Origin of the sequence: Pseudomonas sp. MIACH, from assembly GCF_001269925.1 — a bacterium.
Classification (GTDB): domain Bacteria; phylum Pseudomonadota; class Gammaproteobacteria; order Pseudomonadales; family Pseudomonadaceae; genus Aquipseudomonas.
In genome coordinates, this window is the sequence record NZ_LHVO01000033.1 from 284,451 (window position 1) to 302,194 (window position 17,744).

Below are 17,744 nucleotides of genomic sequence, written 5' to 3' on the forward strand. Positions count from 1 at the left end.
TTTGAATCCAGGAGTAAGCCATCCATGACCACACCCAAGGCACTGTTGATCCTCCACGGCAAGCAAGCCCTCAACGAGGACGTGCGCAGCGCCGTGCTGGCCCGGCGCGAGCAAGGTTGGGAGCTGGCGGTGCGGGTGACCTGGGAGGGCGGTGATGCCCAGCGCCTGGTCAAGGAGGCCCTGGAGGGTGGTTACACCCACATCATTGCCGGTGGCGGTGACGGTACGTTGCGCGATGTGGCCGAGGCCATGGCCCAGGCCAAGGGCGATGCCAGCCTGGTGCTGATGCCCCTGGGGACCGCCAATGATTTTGCCAAGGCTGCCGGTGTGCCATTGGAGCCGGCTCGGGCCCTGGCGTTGCTCGACGTGCCAGCGAGGGCAATCGACCTCGGTCAGGTGGGCGGGCAAATTTTCCTGAATATGGCCACCGGCGGCTTCGGCAGTCAGGTCACCGCCAATACCTCCGAAGATTTGAAGAAAGTCCTCGGCGGCGCCGCCTACCTGTTCACCGGCCTGACGCGCTTCAGCGAGTTGAAGGCCGCCTATGCCGAGCTGGACGGGCCGGATTTTCACTGGAAGGGCGAGCTGCTGGCGCTGGGCATCGGTAACGGTCGCCAGGCGGGCGGCGGGCATGTGCTGTGCCCTGGCGCATTGGCCGATGATGGCTTGCTGGACGTCAGCATCCTGCCGGCGCCCCAGGAAGTGGTCGGCACCTTGCGCGAGCTGATGGGCAACGGTTGGGAGCTGGACGCGATGTTCGTGCGTGCGCGTCTGCCGTGGGTGAATATCAAGGTCGCGCAGGGTTTGTACATCAACCTGGATGGCGAGCCGCTGGAAGGTGACGACCTGCACTTCGAGGCCTTGCCAAAGGCCCTGCGCGTGCATCTGCCGGTGGGTTCGCCCCTAGTCGTCCAGGCTGATGATCTGCTCGCGCACGGCGAATAACACCAGGCCCGCCACGTCGAATATCTGCAGGCGCTTCATGATTTGCGAACGGTGAGCTTCTACGGTCTTGATGCTCAGGCCCAGGCCGTGGGCGATCTCGCGGGTGGATTTGCCGCGTACGATCAGGCGCAGGATTTCCAATTGGCGCGCCGTGAGGTTATGGCTGTGGCCGGCGGGCGTGATGGGCCCCTGGCTGCGCACCAGCGCCTGGTTGATCACGGTATGGGCGATCGCCGGGCTCAGGTAGCGCTCGTTGTTGTGCAAGGCCAGCAGCGCGTGTTCCAGCTCGTTGGCCGTGGTGTCCTTGAGCAGGTAGCCGTGGGCACCCGCTTCCAGCGCACACATGATCAGCTCCGGGTCGGTGTGCATCGACAGGATCAGCACCTTGCTCTTGGGGTGTGCGCGCTTGAGTTGCTGCAGGGCGTCGAGGCCACCGGTGTGCTTCATCGACAGGTCCAGCAGCACGATATCCGGCAGCAAGGTATTGAACTGCTCCAGCAATTGCGCGCCATCGCTGGCTTCGCCGACCACCGTGTAGCCGGGAATATCCTGGACCAGCGCACGGATGCCTGCCCTGATCAGTGCGTGGTCATCCACCAGGAGTAATGTGCAGGTCACTCGATAACCTTAGGGGCGCTTGCCCGTTCGAGGGCGCGGGGCGCCCAGGGGAAAATCGCGTCGATCCGTGTCCCGTGGCCTGGCTGGCTGCTGACGGATAATGAACCGCCAAGCTGATCAATCCGCTCGGACATGCCCGCCATGCCCCGTTGACCTTCCAGGCCGGGGTTGATGGCGGGCGCAAAGCCCTGGCCGTCATCGCAGATGGTCAGCGACAGGCCCTCGGGCAGGCGTTGCAGGCGCACCAGCAGATTGCGCGCCTCAGCGTGGCGCAGCATGTTGGTCACGGCTTCCTGGGTAATGCGAAAGGCCGCCACGGCCATTTCTTCAGGGATGCCGGTCAGCCGTTGCTGGCACTCAAGGCTCCAGTGCACCGGGGTGTTTTCCAGGGTTTTGAGCAGGTGCGCGCGCAGGCTCGCTTCCAGGCCCAGGCTGGCAAGCTGCCGGGGGTTGAGGATGGCGGACACGTCGCGCACCTTGGCCAGGGTCTCATTCAGGGTATTGCACAGCACGCTGCACTGGCTTTGCAGCTCATCCGGCAGGCGGCGCTTGAGCCATTCGCTTTGCAGCTTGGCGGCGGTCAGCAGTTGGCCGATATCGTCATGCAGTTCGCGGCTGAGGCGGTGGCGTTCGTTTTCCTGCACTTGCAGCAGGCGATCGGCCAATTCCTGAGGCTGGAACTTGATGGACTTGCGCGAATACCACTGTTGCAGGCCCACCACCAACAAGATGGCCAGGTTGAGCAGCAGCACCATCAGCGGCAGTGGCGCGGAACGGGTGTAAGCCCACAGGCTCAGCAACAGCGAGGCGAGGCACAGGATGAGGATCAAACGGCGTGCGTGACTGCGGGACGCGGACCTTGCGATGAATGTCTTGAGGCTGGCATGCATAGCGGATGGAGCCAATAAAGGTTCGCTGCGGGAAGACCGGTCGCGGCTGACCGGGCTGTGTTTGGGATGCGTTCTTGAAACCTTTTCAAGCAAGCTGAAGTTGAGTCACTTCGAACCGGGGCATAGTACCACCACTCTTACCGTTGGTCGCCAGGCGCCTTGCCTGGCAGGCTTATTAAGTGCGCAAAAACACTCGGGGCGTTATTCCCAGAGTTAATTAAGTGAGGTTGTATTATTTTAATGAGATTGTATCGTTAATGGCTAATTGATATCTCTGCGCGCGCCTTAACGTTCCAACGGATTAATTGGATCTGTCGTTTTTAGATAACACCGTGTTTGAAGGCGACCTGATAACGCTTCAAGACAAGTGATGCATCCCTTGTTGCGGTGTGTAATTAAAGCCCTTTTGCGGAATCTGCAAGGTGACCGTGTCAATCAATTTGGTCTGTTCTTCTTTATCCATGACCAGTTGGCCGGTCTTGGCATCGATCAGTTCCAACTGCCAGGCCAGCAATATCAGGCAGTTGTGCAGTGCATCGAGGGCTTGATCATGCAACTGCAAAGGGTTTTCGGCGTTGGCGATCACTTCCTGTATATGCCGAGAGAACTCGCTGATCGCTTGCAGGGCCAGGCAATCGGCCTTTTCGGCGAGCTTGATCAGGCTGATTTTCATGCAGTCGATGGCGTCACTGTCGTTTCGAATCAAATGCAGATGGCTCAGGCACTCTTCCGACTTGGTCAGCAGCTTTTCAGCCTCGCGCAGGAACTCAGGAAGTGCAAGTTGCCACTCGTTACCGTCGTTCATCATGCAAGTCTCCACAACATAAGGTCGGGTGATGAGAGGTCGCACCGGGTGAATGGCGTAAAACTACCGCTGAAAGATAACTGGAATCTGTAGGTCGCTTCTGAGTTTTCAGTAGGACGTTTATTAGAGTGACGGCGACGGCTGTGGGTGGCCCTCGTGAACGGGCTCAATTGCACACCTTCAGTTGCCGCCACGTGAACGTCTGGAAGACCCGTAGGACGAGGGCTTGGGATGGCAAACAAAAGCCTGACTCCATTCATGCAATGAGAATGGCGTCACATTAATGGCTATTAGATACTGCGAATATCAGGTTGGGCCTGATTGTGCATAGGGGAATCCCTTACACGGCGGAACCTTGCGTCGATTTGAGTGTCGCGCAACGTCGCTGTACCGCCGTATGAACAGGCTTCGGCAGTAAAGCATGATGTCAGTGTGACATCAATGGATTTACGTGGCATTTTACCGGGGTCAAGGTCCGGCACTTGCGGCCGATAACAAGCTAACTGCACAAACACTTCGCGCATTACTTTCCAGCGCACACCAGGAGCTCTTAATGGCCGGCATTCTCGACACGGTAGACCAACGCACGCAACTGGTGGGTGAGAATCGCCTGGAGATCCTCATGTTTCGCCTGGCCGGGCGGCAACTGTTTGCCATCAACGTATTCAAGGTGCAGGAAGTCCTGCAACTGCCCAAGCTGACCCTGATGCCCCAGCGCCACCCCTTCGTCTGCGGCGTGGTCAACCTACGTGGCCAGACCCTGCCGGTGATCGACCTGTCCCAGGCCATCGGCATGCGGCCGCTGGTCCCCGGGCCGAACAGCACCATCATCGTCACCGAGTACAACCGCTCGGTGCAGGCGTTCCTGGTGGGCGGCGTGGACCGCATCGTCAACATGAACTGGGAAGCCATCCTGCCGCCGCCGACCAGCGCCGGGCGCCAGCACTACCTCACGGCTATCAGCAAGGTCGACGACCAGTTGGTCGAGATCATCGACGTGGAGAAAGTCCTCGCCGAGATCGTGCCGTACAACGCCAAGGTCTCCCGCGAAAAACTCGACGACCCGGTGCTGGAACGCGCCCGTGGCCGCGAAGTGCTGCTGGTGGACGACTCCAACGTGGCCCTGTCGCAATTGCGCGACACCCTCGGCCAACTGGGCGTGAAGATGCACATTGCCAGCGACGGCCTCAAGGCGCTGAACATGCTCAAGGCCTGGGCCGACGCGGGCCACGTGATGACCGACAAGCTGCTGATGATCTTCACCGACGCCGAAATGCCCGAGATGGACGGCTACCGCCTTACCACCGAAATCCGCAACGACCCGCGCCTGCGCCAGCTGTATGTGGTGCTGCATACCTCGCTGTCGGGCAGTTTCAACGAGTCGATGGTGAAGAAGGTCGGGTGCGACAACTTCCTGTCCAAGTTCCAGCCGGACAAGCTGGTGGATGTGGTGCGCCAGCGACTGATGCTGGACGAAGTCCCTGCTTGACCTTAGGGTGACGGCTTTGTCCCTCAGGAATGTTGGCTCATGCTTCGTCTCAGCGCGTTGTACCGTTACCCCTTGAAGTCCGGCAAGGCCGAAATTCTGCAACAGATCGGCCTGGATAAACTCGGGTTGGACGGGGATCGACGCTGGATGCTGGTGGATGAGGCCAGTGGGCGTTTCCTCACCCAGCGCGCCGTGGCGAAGATGAGCCAACTGTCGGCGCTGTGGAACAGCTGCGGTGGCCTGACCCTCAGTTCGCCTGGCTACGCGCCGCTGGACGTAGAGCTGCCTGGCAACGAGGCCGAGTTGCGCGGCGTGACCATCTGGCGCGACACCTTGCGTGTGCCGGACGCCGGCGATGAAGCCGCCGCCTGGGTCAGCGCGTTTATCGGCAAGCCCACGCGGCTGGTGCAGATTCCCCTGGAGCGTGCGCGCACCACCCAGGCGGGTTACGGCCGCGATGATGACCAGGTCGCGTTTGCCGACGGTTATCCGTTGCTGGTGATCGGGCAAGCGTCCCTCGACGACCTCTCGCAAAAAGTCGGTCGTCCCATGGATATGCTGCGTTTTCGCCCCAACCTTGTGATCGAGGGCAGCGAAGCCTTCGCCGAAGACGGCTGGAAGCGCCTGCGCATCGGTGATGTGGAGTTTCGCGCGGTCAAGCCGTGCTCACGCTGCATTCTCACCACCATCGATCCGCACACCGGCGAGCGCAGCGCCGACCGTGAGCCTTTTGTGACGCTGGAGGCCTACCGCAAGACGGAGGACGGCGCGATTTTTGGCCAGAACCTGGTCAACGATGGCGTGGGCCGCCTGGAAGTGGGCATGCCGGTGATCATCCTCGAATAAGTCATGCGCCCATAAAAAATGCCCGTCTCGCTGGAGACGGGCATTTTTTTTGCGGCGCAGCGATCAGCCGCGGTATTCGCACAGGTAAGCGGTGTCCACCGCGACCTTCAATTGGAACTTGCTGTTGGCCGGTACGTTGAACTGGCTGCCGGCGGCGAAGGTTTCCCAGTCGTTGGCGTCGGGCAGCTTGACGCTCAGGGCGCCGGACACCACGTGCATGATTTCACGCTGGGCGGTGCCGAATTCGTATTCACCCGGGGCCATCACGCCGATGGTCGCCGGACCTTCTGCGGTGCCGAAAGCGATCGACTTGACGGTGCCGTCGAAGTACTCGTTGACTTTAAACATGGGCGAATCCTCGGAAAAAGTTGATGCTTTACGCTCACCCTGTAGGAGCGAGCTTGCTCGCGAAAAACCTGAGAGCACCGCTGGGTGCCCGGTTTACAGCGTTATTAACGACCTGCGCCAGCAAGCTCGCTCCTACAGTTGAGCAGCAAGGAAAAGGGGGAGCCAGTATGCCCAAGGCTTCGGGCGCTGCCTAGACCGGCAAAATCAGCGGCAGCAGGCGTGCGGTGTTGCGTGCATCTTCCAGCGCTCGATGTTGCTGGCCCTGGAACTGCATCCCCGCCAATTGCAGGGCGCCATTGAGCCCCAGGGGCTTGTCCAGGCGCCGTGCCTTGGCGAAGCGTTGCTTGAGGTTGACATGGGGCGTGGGGGCCATGGCGCTGGTCAGGCCATGGCGTTGCCATTCGAGCTCCAACTGCACGCGGTCGTAGTCACCCCAACTGGCCCAGCCTTCCAGGCGCGCCTGATGCTGGCCCAGCCAGCGTTCGAACAGCGGCCACACCTCGGTGAAGGGCGCGGCGGTGTCGATATTGGCCTGGGTGATATGGGTCAGTTTGCGACAAAAGGGCGTCAGCAATGGACGGCGCAGCGGCCGCACAAAACGCTGGAAGTGGTCCAGTTCGCGGCCCTGGCGGTTCACCAGGCTCGCGCCGATCTCGATGACTTCCATCTCCGTCACGGGCCAGCCGCCTTCATCCGTTGTGGCTTCAAGGTCAATAATCAGCCAATGAGGCATCGTGCAGGTTCCCGTACTCGTCCTTTCCTGTTGGGGATAGAGCGTAGCCCGGCCTTGTAGTTCCGACTAGGTGGTTATTCGATCTCCAGCAAAACCTGGCGATTGCGTACCTGATCACCCGGTGTCACCTGCACGCCCTTGACCACGCCGTCCATGCCGGCCATGAGCGGGTGCTCCATTTTCATGGCTTCGAGCACCAGCAGCAGTTGGCCTTTGGTCACGTGTTCACCGGCGCTGACGCGTACATCGACGATGGCGCCGTCCATCGGTGCCTTGACTGTGCCGCTGGCAGTATCGGCCTGGGGGGCGGCAACTTGCTGGGTGCGGTTGGTCACGGTAAGGTCGGGCAGCCACAGGCGGGTGCCCTCAAGGTGATAGGCACTGCGGCGGCGAATGCCGTTGAGCACCAGGGTGGCGTGACGGCCATCGGTGGTGAGTGGCAGCGGGGCGGCGGTCAGGGTGTGGATTTCGCCGTTGACCTCCAGGCGATAGGTGCAGGGCACACTGGCGGTGTTGCGCCATCCCGCCAGGCCTTGGGGATGCTGGTCGGCGCTGTGTTGGTAAAACAGCGCGGCGGCCAGGGCGAGTTGATCGCTCGTCGCGGGCTGGCGCGGTATTTCACTGAAGTGCTCGGCGATAAATCCGGTGCTGAAATCACCGCCGATAAAGTCGGGGTGCTTGAGCACATCCGCCAACAAGCGCTGATTGGTCGTCACCCCCAGCAGCAATGTGTCTTCCACCGCCCGCAACAGTTTGCGTCGCGCCTCTTCGCGGGTGGCGCCATGGGCGATGATCTTGCCGAGCATCGGGTCGTAGAACGGGCTGATTTTTTCACCTTCGCACAGCCCATGGTCAACCCGTACGCCCGCGGCCGGCGCCCAGCGCAGCACCTCACCGGTTTGCGGCAGGAAGTTCTGGGTCGGGTCTTCGGCGTACAGGCGCACTTCCATGGCGTGGCCGTTCAGGCTCACCTGCGCTTGCGTGAGCGGCAGCGGCTGGCCGGCGGCGATCTGCAGTTGCCAGGCCACCAGGTCGAGGCCGGTGATCAGCTCGGTGACCGGGTGTTCCACTTGCAGGCGAGTGTTCATTTCCAGGAAGTAGAACCGGCCGTTGCGGTCGAGCAGGAACTCCACGGTCCCGGCGCCGACGTAATTCACCGCGCGTCCGGCCTTGAGCGCGGCCTCGCCCATGGCCTGGCGCAGTTCGGGCGTCATCACCGGGCAGGGCGCTTCCTCGATGACCTTTTGATGGCGGCGCTGGATCGAGCAGTCGCGTTCGCCGAGGTAAATCAGGTTGCCGTGGTGGTCGCCGAACACTTGGATCTCGACATGGCGCGGCTCGATCAGCGCCTGTTCGAGGATCAGTTCGTCACTGCCGAAGGCGTTCCTGGCTTCCGAGCGAGCGGTGTGCAGGTTGTCCAACAGCGCGTCCGGCTGGTGGACCAGGCGCATGCCGCGACCACCGCCGCCGGCGCTGGCCTTGATCATCAGCGGGTAGCCGATGCGCTCGGCTTCACGTTGCAGGCAGGTATCGTCCTGGGCGCTGCCCTGGTAGCCGGCGATACAGGGCACGCCGGCCTCCAGCATGGCGAGTTTGGACAGGCGCTTGCTGCCCATCAGTTCGATGGCCTCGGCGCTGGGACCGATGAAGGTCAGGCCGGCGTCTTGGCAGGCGCGGGCGAAGTCGGAGTTTTCCGAGAGGAAACCGTAGCCGGGGTGGATGGCGTCGGCGCCGGTCAGTTTGGCTGCATTGAGGATGGCTTCTATGTTCAGGTACGACTGCTGTACCGGGGCGGGGCCGATGTGGACGGCTTCGTCGGCCATTTGTATGTGCCGGGCTTGGGCGTCGGCGTCGCTGTAGACTGCGACGGTGCGGTAGCCCAATGCCTGGGCCGTGCGCTGGATGCGGCAGGCGATTTCGCCGCGGTTGGCGATCAGGATTTTTGTGAACTGCGGCATTTTTTGCTCCGTGTGTATATCCGTTATTTAGGTAACGGCCACTTAGGGTTCCGCTCTTACAGCGGGTCACTTTTGGAAGGACCCAAAAGTAACCAAAAGGTCCTCGCCGGTATGACTCACCCACATGGGTTACAAATCAGTTCACACACATAGGTAACAGTTTTTAACTGGCAGGGTCGATTTCGCGAGGATCTGACCCTGCCCTGGAGAGAGCTGAAACCTATGGACCTCAAAGTGATGTTCATCGCTGAGTATCTATCTGAAAAGCACAGCTTTAGCCGTCCTGGGCCAAGGATGGCCCATGACGGCGGCCCACGGATTCAAGCCTGCGTTCGGGCATACCGAGCCTAGGCGAGGTACCGAGTGGTGGGGCAAGAGCCTTTTGGTTACTTTGGGGCTTTTCCAAAGTGACCCGCCGTAAGGGCGGAACCCATAGCCGCCGTGACCGCAGCAACGGATATGCACTCGGTCAACTCCAACGACATGGTCGGCCCGAAGGCCGCCACGGGAGCAAGCTCCCTCGCCACAGACCACTGAAAATTGTGTAGATCCCCATGCTCAGCGCGGGCTCCCGATGGCGTCATTTGCACCACCCAGGCTTTCTCTTTTGCACAAACGCCTGCGTCCCCTCAATCCCTTCTGCACTGGTCACCGCCTCGGCAAACCACTGCGCCGCCTGGTCCAACAGCGGCCCCAAGGGCTGCTCCACGCTGGCCAGCAACAGCGCCTTGGTGCGCGCGTTGGCACCTGGCGCGCAGCGCAGCACCTGCCCCAGGACCTCATCCAAACGCTCCGCCAACGCCTGCGGATCGCGCTCGGTGAAGTGCACCAGCCCCAGCCGTTCAGCTTCCAGCCCATCAAAGCGCGCGGCGGTGAGTGCCAGCCGCCGCGCTTGGGTCAGGCCGATACGCTTGACCACAAACGGCGCAATCTGTGCCGGCAGCAACCCCAGGCTGGTCTCCGGCAAACCGAACTGTGCCTGGTGATCGGCAATCGCGATGTCGCTCACGCAAGCCAGGCCGAACCCTCCGCCCAGCACCGCGCCTTGCAGCACCACAATCACCACTTGTGACACGGCTTCCACCTCTTGCAGCAGCCTGCCAAAGGCCCGGTTCAGTGCCTGCAATTGATTGCCTGCGCTGACCAGATCCCTCACATCGGCACCGGCGCAAAAGTGTCCGCCTGCGCCGCTGATCACCACCGCGCGCACCTGGTTGTCCAATCCCGCCAGCACCGCGCGCAGTTCGTTGACCATCTCCAGGCTCATGGCATTGCGGCATTCGGGGCGGTTGAGGGTGATGTGCAACACGCCGTTATGCGGTTCGAGCAGCAAGGTATTCATGGCTTTTTCCCAGGCAAAGTGCCCATCAGTTTGCAGATGATGCCCAGCATGATTTCGTCGGCGCCGCCGCCAATCGACACCAGGCGCACGTCGCGATAAGCGCGGGCCACCGGGTTGTCCCACATGAAGCCCATGCCGCCCCAGTATTGCAGGCAACTGTCGCTGACTTCGCGGCCCAGGCGCCCAGCCTTGAGCTTGGCCATGGAGGCCAGGCGGGTCACGTCCTGGCCCTTGATGTACTGCTCGGTGGCCTGGTAGACCAGTGCGCGCAGGCATTCGATTTCGGTGGCCAGTTCGGCCAGGCGAAAGTGAATCACCTGGTTGTCGATCAGCGCCTTGCCGAAGGTCTGGCGCTCCTTACAGTAGTCGATGGTGCTGTCGATGCAGTACTCCAGGCCCTTGATCATATTGGCCGCGCCAAACAGGCGTTCTTCCTGGAATTGCAGCATTTGCATCATGAAGCCCGCGCCTTCGTGGCCGATGCGGTTGCGTTGGGGGACGCGCACGTCGTCGAAGAACACCTGGGCGGTCTCGGAGCTGTGCATGCCGAGTTTTTCCAGGGGCGGGCTGACGCTGATACCGGGTGTGTTCATCGGCACCATGATCAGCGACTTGTTGATATGCGGTTTATCGTCGGAGGTGTTGGCCAACAGGCAGATAAAGTCAGCGCTGGGCGAGTTGGTGATCCACATTTTGCTGCCGTTGATGACGTAGTCGTCGCCGTCCTTGCGCGCATGGGTCTTGAGCCCGGCCACGTCGGAACCGGCGCCGGTCTCCGAGACGCCGATGCAACCGACCTGCTCACCGCTGATGGCCGGGCGCAGGAATTCGTCGCGCAATGCATCGGAGCCGAAGCGGGCGAGGGCGGGGGTGCACATGTCGGTCTGCACGCCGATGGACATGGGGATGCCACCGCAGCGGATGCTGCCGAACTCTTCGGCGGCGACGATCGAGTAGCTGTAGTCGAGGCCCATGCCACCGAATTGCTCCGGTTTGGAAATCCCCAGCAGGCCGAGGTCGCCGGCCTTGCGGAAGATATCGTGGATGGGGAAGCGCCCGGCCTTTTCCCATGCGTCCACATGGGGATTGATCTCGCGGTCGACGAAGGCGCGGACGGTGCGGCGCAGTTCCTGGTGTTCCTGGGTGAAGATCATTGTTCTTGTTCTCCTGTTAGAAGCGCGCTACACCGAAGCTGTTCGGCTGTAACTGCCGCACCTCGGCCTCGTGGCAGGTGTCCAGCAGAAACCCCAGCAAGGTGCGGGTATCCCGAGGGTCTATCAGCCCGTCATCCCACAGATTCGCGCTGCCATAGAGCGCAGTGGACTGGCTGTCGAGTTTCTGCGCAGTGACGTGTTCGAGCATGTCCAGCACCTTGGGATCCGGCACCAGGCCGTCCTTCAATTGCTTGGCCTCGGTGACAATCCGCAGCACCTTGCCCGCCTGCGCACCGCCCATCACCGCTGTGCGGCTGTTGGGCCAGGCGAAGATAAAACGCGGGTCCAGGCCGCGACCGCACATCGCGTAGTTGCCGGCGCCGTAGGAGCCGCCGACCACCACCGTGAGTTTAGGCACCCGCGCGTTGGCCACCGCCTGGATCATCTTCGCGCCGTGCTTGATCACGCCTTGTTGCTCCGATTCGGTACCCACCATGAACCCGGTGGTGTTGTGCAGGAACAGCAGCGGCGTGCGGCTCTGGTCGCACAGTTGGATAAACTGCGCGGCTTTGCTGGCGCCCTTGGGGGTAATCGGGCCGTTGTTGCCGATCACGCCGACCGCACGGCCCTGAATGTGCAGATGGCCGCAGACGGTGTGGGCGTCGAACTCTCCCTTGAATTCGAGGAACTGCGAACCGTCGGCCAGGCGCGCGAGGATCTCGCGCACGTCGTAGGGCTTTTTCGGGTCATCGGGGATCAGCCCCAACAGGTCATCGATAGGGTACAGCGGCTCGGCGTAGGTGGGTTTTGGCGCCACTGGCAGGCGATCGTTCCAGGGCAGCAGGCTGACGATTTCACGCACGATGCGCACGCCGTCGGCGTCGTTTTGCGCCAGGTATTCAGCGGTGCCGGCGATTTGCGCATGCATCTCGGCGCCGCCCAATTCCTCATCGGTGGCGACTTCGCCGGTCGCCGCCTTGAGCAGCGGCGGGCCGGCGAGGAACAGCTTGGCCTTGCCGCGCACCACCACCACGTAATCCGACAGCCCTGGCTGGTACGCGCCCCCCGCCGTGGCAGAGCCATGCACCACGGTGATCTGCGGCAGGCCCATGGCCGACATGCGCGCCTGGTTGGCAAAGCTGCGCGCGCCTTCGACGAAAATCTCCGCAGCGTAGTTGAGGTTGGCGCCGCCGCTTTCGGCGAGGGTCACCACCGGCAGTTTGTTTTCCATGGCGATCTGTTGCAGGCGCAGGGATTTTTTCAGGCCGGAGGGCGAAATGGTGCCACCCTTGATCGCGCTGTTATTGGCCACCACCAGCATGCGCACGCCGCTGACGTAGCCGACGCCGGCGATCAACCCACCGCCGGCGGCGCTGCCGTCCTTGTCATCGTGCAGCTTGTAGCCGGCCAGGCTCGCCAGTTCCAGGAACGGCGCGCCAGGGTCCAGCAGCAGGTTGAGGCGCTCGCGCGGCAGCAGTTGACCCCGTTTGTCGAACTTGGGCTTGGCCTCCTGGGCCTTGCTCAGCAGAGCCTGTTCCAGCTGGCGCAGGTGTTGGATGGCGTCCAGCATGGCGCTGCGGTTCTGGGCGAACTGCGGACTGTGGGGATCGATCAGGCTTTCAATCAGCGGCATGGTTTATTGCTCCGCCTTGAGCACATCGGGCAGGTAGGCGCGGTGGAAGCCGTTGAACGCTTCACTCGGCGGTTGCGCCTTGTGCAGCGGCCAGGCGCGGCTGCCGAGGCTGGCGGCGCCGTCGATGCGCAGGGTGCTGCCACTGATAAACGCGGCGGCGGGGCTGAGCAGAAACACGATGGCGGCGCTGACTTCCGACTCGGTGCCGATGCGCTTGAGCGGCACGTGTTCACGCAGGGTGGGGATCACCGCCTTGAACGCGCCTTCGTAGGTGTCCATGCCGCTGGACGCGATCCAGCCCGGTGCCACGGCGTTGACCCGCACCCCGGCGCACCCCCACTCGAAGGCGGCGGTCTTGGTGAAGTTGTCCATGCCCGCCCGCGCCGCACCGGAGTGGCCCATGCCGGGCATGCCGCCCCACATGTCGGCGAGCATATTGACGATGGCCCCACCGTGCTTGCTCATCGACTGGTTGAACACTTCCCGCGCCATCAGGAAACCGCCGACCAGGTTGGTGCGCAGCACGGTTTCAAAACCCTTTTGGTTGATCGAGGCCAGCGGCGACGGATACTGCCCACCGGCGTTGTTCACCAGGCCATGGATCGGCCCATGCGCGTGAATGAGCTGGGTGACCAGCGCCTTCACCGCCTCTTCGTCACGAATGTCGCAGGCCTGCCAATGGGCGGTGCCGCCGTCCTCGGTAATTTCCGCCGCGACCTTGGCGAGTTTTTCCGGCTTGCGTCCAACCAGGACAACGCGGGCACCCAGGGCTGCCAGCTCATGGGCGGTGCAGCGGCCAATCCCGCTGCCACCGCCGGTGACGATCACGGTGTGGCCTTGGAACAGGCCGGCTTTGAAGATCGAGTCGAAGGCCACGGCAACGTTCCTTTAAGTGAGTTGATCGGCGATGTGTTGCGGCACGGCGATGGGGATTTCCAACAGTTGCTGGGCGAAGGCCTTGCCCTGGGGGTCGATGCGCAGGCTGGCGATGCCACCGCCACCCAAGGCGTTTTCCAGCAGGAAGTTGAGGCTGTGGCTGCCGGGCAAATACCAGCGTTCGACGCGGCCGTGCACGAGGTCGAGCACGTGGCCCATCCAGTCAACGAGCACCTCCGGGGTCAGTGCTTCGGCGATCCACGGCAGGTACTCGGGGGCGCGGGCGATGACTCCGATATTGCTGTGGTTGCCCTTGTCGCCGGAGCGCGCCACGGCGAGTTTCACCAGCGCGACGCTGGCGTCGGCGCGGCCTTGGGGTTTGGGTGGATTCAGCGGCGCGGCAGGCAGGATCGGCGCATCGGTGATAGGCAGCGCGCAGACGTGGCGTTGGCCCTGGAAGTCGATCACCACCTCGCAGGCGGTCTTATCGATCAGGAACGAGAACAAGCGGATCAGCGGGTAGACCGTTGGCCGCCCGCCGACAATCCCGGTCAGCCCCGGCGCCATCCCGGTGGCCGCCTGGGCGATCTCGCGGGCGAACAGCACCAGCGCCTGCTTGCTCGGATGGCGCACCGCGAGCTTGACCACCACCTCGCGGCAGTCGTGGCGCAGGGCGTGAGCGCCATACGTCGCTTCGCTGCCGAGCAGTTCGATATTCACTTCGGTGTAGGGCGCCCAGCCGCGTTGGCTGAACAGTTCCGAGGTCTTGTTGATGATCGCCTGGCTGACCCGCTCGGCCTTGGCCACCGCATCGATCCCGGCGATCAGGCAACTGGCAGTGCAGCGAAACCCCTCTGGGTAAGTGGCGCTGACCTTGTACTGCTGCGTCGGCGGCAAACCCTTGGCGCCGTGCAGGCGTACGCAATGTTTGCCTTGTTGCTGCAGCTTTACCTGGCTGAAATCGCAGATCACATCGGGCAGCAGATACGCGTGCGGGTCGCCGATTTCATACAGCAGTTGTTCGGCCACGCTCAGCTCGCTGATCAGTCCGCCGCTGCCCTCGACCTTGTTGACGGTGAATTGACCGTCCGCGCTGACTTCGACGATGGGAAAGCCGATGTGCTCGTAGTCCGGCACGTCGCGCCAATCGGTGAAGTTGCCGCCGGTGCATTGGGCACCGCATTCGATGATGTGCCCGGCCAAGGCGGCTTGGGCCAGGCGGTCGTAGTCCTGCCATGACCAACCGAATTCATGCACCAGTGCCGCGCTGACCACTGCGCTGTCGACCACGCGGCCGGTGATGACGATGTCCGCGCCCAATTGCAGCGCCTGGGCGATGCCCGGTGCACCGAGGTAGGCATTGGCGGAGACGCACATGGGCGGCAGCGGCGCGCCGTTGAACATGTCGGTGATGCCGTGCAGGTGATTGAGCTGGGGTTGCAGGTCATCGCCCAGCAGCACGGCGATTTTCAGCGGGATCCGGGCTTTATCGCAGGCGGCTTGCAGGGCGGCGGCGCAGGCCTGGGGGTGGATGCCGCCGGCATTGCTGATGACACGGATGCCCTGGCGCTGGATGTCGGCCAGCAGCGGCGCGAGCACCTCGACAAAATCCGTGGCGTAGCCGGCCTGGGGATCTTTCATGCGTGCACCGGCGAGGATCGACATCGTGACTTCCGCCAGGTAGTCAAACACCAGGTAATCCAGGTGGCCGCCGTGCACCAGTTGGGCGGCGGCGGTGCAGGTATCACCCCAAAAGGCGCTGGCACAGCCGATACGAACCGTCTTGCTCATGAGAAATCCTTCCTCGAATGGCTGGTGACGAGACTACCAAGCAAGCGCTTGGTTTGTAAACTCCAGTCACAAGTTTTAGCCAAGCGCTTGCTTGGGTGGCTGGCACGGCCTAAATTGCCGGCCAAGACGTCAGTAGAAGTAGAGGAGAGCAGCATGGATGAGCACAAAGCCCTGCGGGTGATGCGCACCATGGTCGACGACGGCCAATTGACCGACCCCGACAGTGCCCGGGGCAAGTTGCTGCAAACCGCGGCTCACCTGTTTCGCAACAAAGGCTTTGAGCGCACCACTGTGCGCGACCTGGCCAGCGCCGTGGGCATCCAGTCCGGCAGCATCTTTCATCACTTCAAGAGCAAGGACGAGATCCTGCGCGCGGTGATGGAGGAAACCATCCACTACAACACGGCCTTGATGCACGCCTCGCTTGAGGAGGCGACCAATGTGCGCGAACGTGTGCTGGCACTGATTCGCTGCGAGTTGCAGTCGATCATGGGTGGCAGCGGCGAGGCCATGGCGGTGCTGGTGTACGAATGGCGTTCGTTGTCGGCCGACGGCCAGGCCCAGGTGCTGGCCCTGCGCGACGTGTACGAACAGCTTTGGCTGCAGGTACTGGGCGAGGCCAAGGCGGCGGGGTACATCAAGGGTGATGTGTTTATTGCGCGACGCTTCCTCACCGGGGCCCTGTCATGGACCACCACCTGGTTTCGCGCCGAGGGCAGCCTGACCCTGGAGCAATTGGCCGAAGAGGCCTTGCTGATGGTTTTAAAGGCCGATTGAGGCGCAAGCTATTAATTTGCCGGTGGAAAGTTGTCTCGCTGGACAAAAACGCCTAGCTTATCGACATCGATGTATTGAACGGTGTGTGCCTTGATGTTATCGCCATGGCGGTTGGCTGCAGGACTTACTTTATGGGCACTCGGCACCGCAGCATGGTTGCCGGCTTCGGCTGCGCAATTGGTGCGCATCGGCGCGGCGCATTTTCCGCCCTACACCGTGCGCCCGGAGCAGGGCGCCGACACCGGTTTGTTGCCGCAACTGGTGGAGGCCCTGAACGCCGCGCAAACCGATTACCAGTTTGTGCTGGTGCCCACCTCCATCCCCAGGCGTTTCCGCGATTTCGAGCAGGGCCGTATCGACATGGCCATCTTCGAAAATCCCGCCTGGGGCTGGCAGAAGATTGCTCACACCAGCGTTGATATGGGCCTTGAAGATGCGGAGATCTTCGTCGCCCAGCGAGAGCCCGACCGTGACCAGCACTATTTCGCCGACCTGACCGGCAAGCGCCTGGCGGTGTTCAGCGGTTACCACTACGCCTTCGCCAACTTCAACCCCGACCCCAAGTACATGGCCGCACACTTCAACGCCACGTTGACCTACTCCCATGACAGCAACCTGCTGATGGTCGCGCGCGGGCGTGCGGACATCGCCTTGGTGACCCGTTCGTACCTGAGCGATTTCATGGTGCGCAATGCGGATATGGCCGGACAGTTCCTGGTCTCGGAGCGTATCGACCAGGTCTATCACCATTACGCGTTGCTACGGCCCAAGGCGCCGATCACGGGCGAGGCGTTTTCGGCGTTGCTCAAGCGACTGCGCGAGAGTGGCGAGATGCTGAAGATTTTCGAGCCGTATCGCATTGATGTGATGGCGGTACCCTGAGGTCAAACCCGCCGCGCAAACGTATCGCTATGGCTGCCCGATACCTTGCGGCAGTGCACCAGCGCGTCGCGGATCATGAAGTTCACCAGGGTCGGTGAAACCCCCAGTTCCTTGGCGATGTCCTTTTGCGGCACGCCGTGCAGGCGGTACATCTCGAACGCGTAGCGGGTGCGCTGGGGCAGTTGCGTCAGGGCGTCGGCGATGTTTTCCAGGGTGTTGAAATTGATGTGGGAGGTTTCTGGTGAAGCGCCGTGAATAACCACATTCAAGCCTTCCTCTTCCGTCCCGGAATATTTGAGCTCCAGGGCCTGCTTGCGATAGTGATCGATCGCCAGGTTGCGCACGATCTGGAACAGATAACTCAATTGGGCCTTGAACGATGACGTGATCGTCGGCGCTGATTGCAGGCGGAAATAGGCGTCCTGCACGACGTCCTCGGCGCGGGAGCGGCACCCGGTAATGCGCGCCGCGATCTTCACCAGAATCAGTCGATTGTCTACGAATGCCTGGAGAAGCGGTGAGTCGCACCTGCCTGTGGATACTTGTTCCGTCATGGAAATCACCTTGTTGCAAAAGAGGTTAGGGGAGGGCTTCCTTGCTGAGGCCTCCTACACATCGGGCAACAAATTATGCTTAATGATAATTATTGTCAAATGA

The 17,744-nt window shown here is 62.1% G+C and carries 17 protein-coding genes and 1 pseudogene; 6 read left to right on the plus strand and 12 right to left on the minus strand.

Going from position 1 to position 17,744, the window contains the following annotated elements; translation table 11 throughout:
• The first annotated feature begins 24 nt into the window (after window positions 1-24).
• The gene (yegS, locus tag AD670_RS14460; RefSeq protein ID WP_053133315.1) at window positions 25-945 is read left to right on the plus strand and encodes a lipid kinase YegS; all 921 of its coding nucleotides are present in this window, start codon (window positions 25-27) and stop codon (window positions 943-945) included.
• Here yegS and AD670_RS14465 read toward each other — a convergent pair.
• From AD670_RS14465 to AD670_RS14475, 3 genes are all read right to left on the minus strand, one after another.
• Window positions 904-1,563, minus strand: coding sequence for a response regulator transcription factor (locus tag AD670_RS14465; protein WP_053133318.1), 660 nt, complete (start codon window positions 1,561-1,563; stop codon window positions 904-906). The genes yegS and AD670_RS14465 overlap by 42 nt on opposite strands.
• Complete coding sequence (locus AD670_RS14470; protein ID WP_053133321.1) at window positions 1,560-2,453, minus strand: sensor histidine kinase; 894 nt, start codon at window positions 2,451-2,453, stop codon at window positions 1,560-1,562. Before AD670_RS14470 ends, AD670_RS14465 begins: the two co-directional genes overlap by 4 nt.
• Before the next feature lie 358 nt (window positions 2,454-2,811).
• Entirely contained in the window at window positions 2,812-3,261 is a 450-nt protein-coding gene (locus AD670_RS14475; RefSeq protein ID WP_053133324.1) for a hypothetical protein, read from the minus strand.
• Window positions 3,262-3,811: 550 nt separating this feature from the next.
• Between AD670_RS14475 and AD670_RS14480 the strand changes: the two genes are divergently transcribed.
• Entirely contained in the window at window positions 3,812-4,747 is a 936-nt protein-coding gene (locus AD670_RS14480) for a chemotaxis protein CheV (RefSeq protein ID WP_053133328.1), read from the plus strand.
• A 39-nt stretch (window positions 4,748-4,786) separates the two neighbouring features.
• Window positions 4,787-5,593, plus strand: coding sequence for an MOSC domain-containing protein (locus AD670_RS14485; protein ID WP_053133331.1), 807 nt, complete (start codon window positions 4,787-4,789; stop codon window positions 5,591-5,593).
• A 63-nt stretch (window positions 5,594-5,656) separates the two neighbouring features.
• On the opposite strand, the gene AD670_RS14490 is transcribed toward AD670_RS14485, so the two are convergent.
• From AD670_RS14490 to AD670_RS14500, 3 genes are all read right to left on the minus strand, one after another.
• Window positions 5,657-5,941: a pyrimidine/purine nucleoside phosphorylase gene (locus tag AD670_RS14490; protein WP_027603886.1), complete on the minus strand. Its 285-nt coding sequence runs from the start codon at window positions 5,939-5,941 to the stop codon at window positions 5,657-5,659.
• Between the two features lie 190 nt (window positions 5,942-6,131).
• A complete protein-coding gene (locus tag AD670_RS14495) occupies window positions 6,132-6,674 on the minus strand; it encodes an exonuclease domain-containing protein (RefSeq protein WP_053133333.1) in 543 nt (180 codons plus the stop codon).
• Window positions 6,675-6,748: 74 nt separating this feature from the next.
• Window positions 6,749-8,632, minus strand: coding sequence for an acetyl/propionyl/methylcrotonyl-CoA carboxylase subunit alpha (locus tag AD670_RS14500; protein WP_053133336.1), 1,884 nt, complete (start codon window positions 8,630-8,632; stop codon window positions 6,749-6,751).
• 198 nt (window positions 8,633-8,830) lie between these two features.
• Here AD670_RS14500 and AD670_RS32280 point away from each other — a divergent pair.
• A pseudogene (locus AD670_RS32280) lies at window positions 8,831-8,914 on the plus strand (helix-turn-helix domain-containing protein); the annotation flags it as partial.
• Between the two features lie 298 nt (window positions 8,915-9,212).
• On the opposite strand, the gene AD670_RS14510 reads toward AD670_RS32280, so the two are convergent.
• From AD670_RS14510 to AD670_RS14530, 5 genes are read right to left on the minus strand one after another with little or no spacing between them, the layout of a single operon-like run.
• Complete coding sequence (locus AD670_RS14510; protein WP_053133342.1) at window positions 9,213-9,974, minus strand: enoyl-CoA hydratase/isomerase family protein; 762 nt, start codon at window positions 9,972-9,974, stop codon at window positions 9,213-9,215.
• Complete coding sequence (atuD, locus tag AD670_RS14515; protein ID WP_053133345.1) at window positions 9,971-11,128, minus strand: citronellyl-CoA dehydrogenase; 1,158 nt, start codon at window positions 11,126-11,128, stop codon at window positions 9,971-9,973. The genes AD670_RS14510 and atuD overlap by 4 nt, the downstream gene beginning before the upstream one ends.
• A 16-nt stretch (window positions 11,129-11,144) precedes the next feature.
• Window positions 11,145-12,761 carry an acyl-CoA carboxylase subunit beta gene (locus AD670_RS14520; RefSeq protein ID WP_053133348.1) on the minus strand — a complete coding sequence of 539 codons (1,617 nt, stop codon included), beginning with the start codon at window positions 12,759-12,761 and terminating at the stop codon, window positions 11,145-11,147.
• Window positions 12,762-12,764: 3 nt separating this feature from the next.
• The gene (locus AD670_RS14525; RefSeq protein ID WP_053133351.1) at window positions 12,765-13,637 is read right to left on the minus strand and encodes an SDR family oxidoreductase; all 873 of its coding nucleotides are present in this window, start codon (window positions 13,635-13,637) and stop codon (window positions 12,765-12,767) included.
• Between the two features lie 12 nt (window positions 13,638-13,649).
• On the minus strand, window positions 13,650-15,428 hold the full coding sequence (locus tag AD670_RS14530; protein WP_053133354.1) for an acyclic terpene utilization AtuA family protein: 1,779 nt from the start codon (window positions 15,426-15,428) through the stop codon (window positions 13,650-13,652).
• Window positions 15,429-15,581: 153 nt separating this feature from the next.
• On the opposite strand from AD670_RS14530, the gene AD670_RS14535 reads away from it, so the two are divergent.
• Both AD670_RS14535 and AD670_RS14540 read left to right on the plus strand, forming a co-directional pair.
• Window positions 15,582-16,205 (plus strand): TetR/AcrR family transcriptional regulator, encoded by a 624-nt coding sequence (locus AD670_RS14535; RefSeq protein WP_053133357.1) that lies wholly within the window; start codon window positions 15,582-15,584, stop codon window positions 16,203-16,205.
• Between the two features lie 93 nt (window positions 16,206-16,298).
• Window positions 16,299-17,087, plus strand: coding sequence for an ABC transporter substrate-binding protein (locus AD670_RS14540; RefSeq protein ID WP_053133359.1), 789 nt, complete (start codon window positions 16,299-16,301; stop codon window positions 17,085-17,087).
• A gap of 2 nt (window positions 17,088-17,089) precedes the next feature.
• Here AD670_RS14540 and AD670_RS14545 read toward each other — a convergent pair whose 3' ends face one another.
• Window positions 17,090-17,641 carry an RNA polymerase factor sigma-70 gene (locus tag AD670_RS14545; RefSeq protein ID WP_032904207.1) on the minus strand — a complete coding sequence of 184 codons (552 nt, stop codon included), beginning with the start codon at window positions 17,639-17,641 and terminating at the stop codon, window positions 17,090-17,092.
• Between the last annotated feature and the right edge of the window lie 103 nt (window positions 17,642-17,744).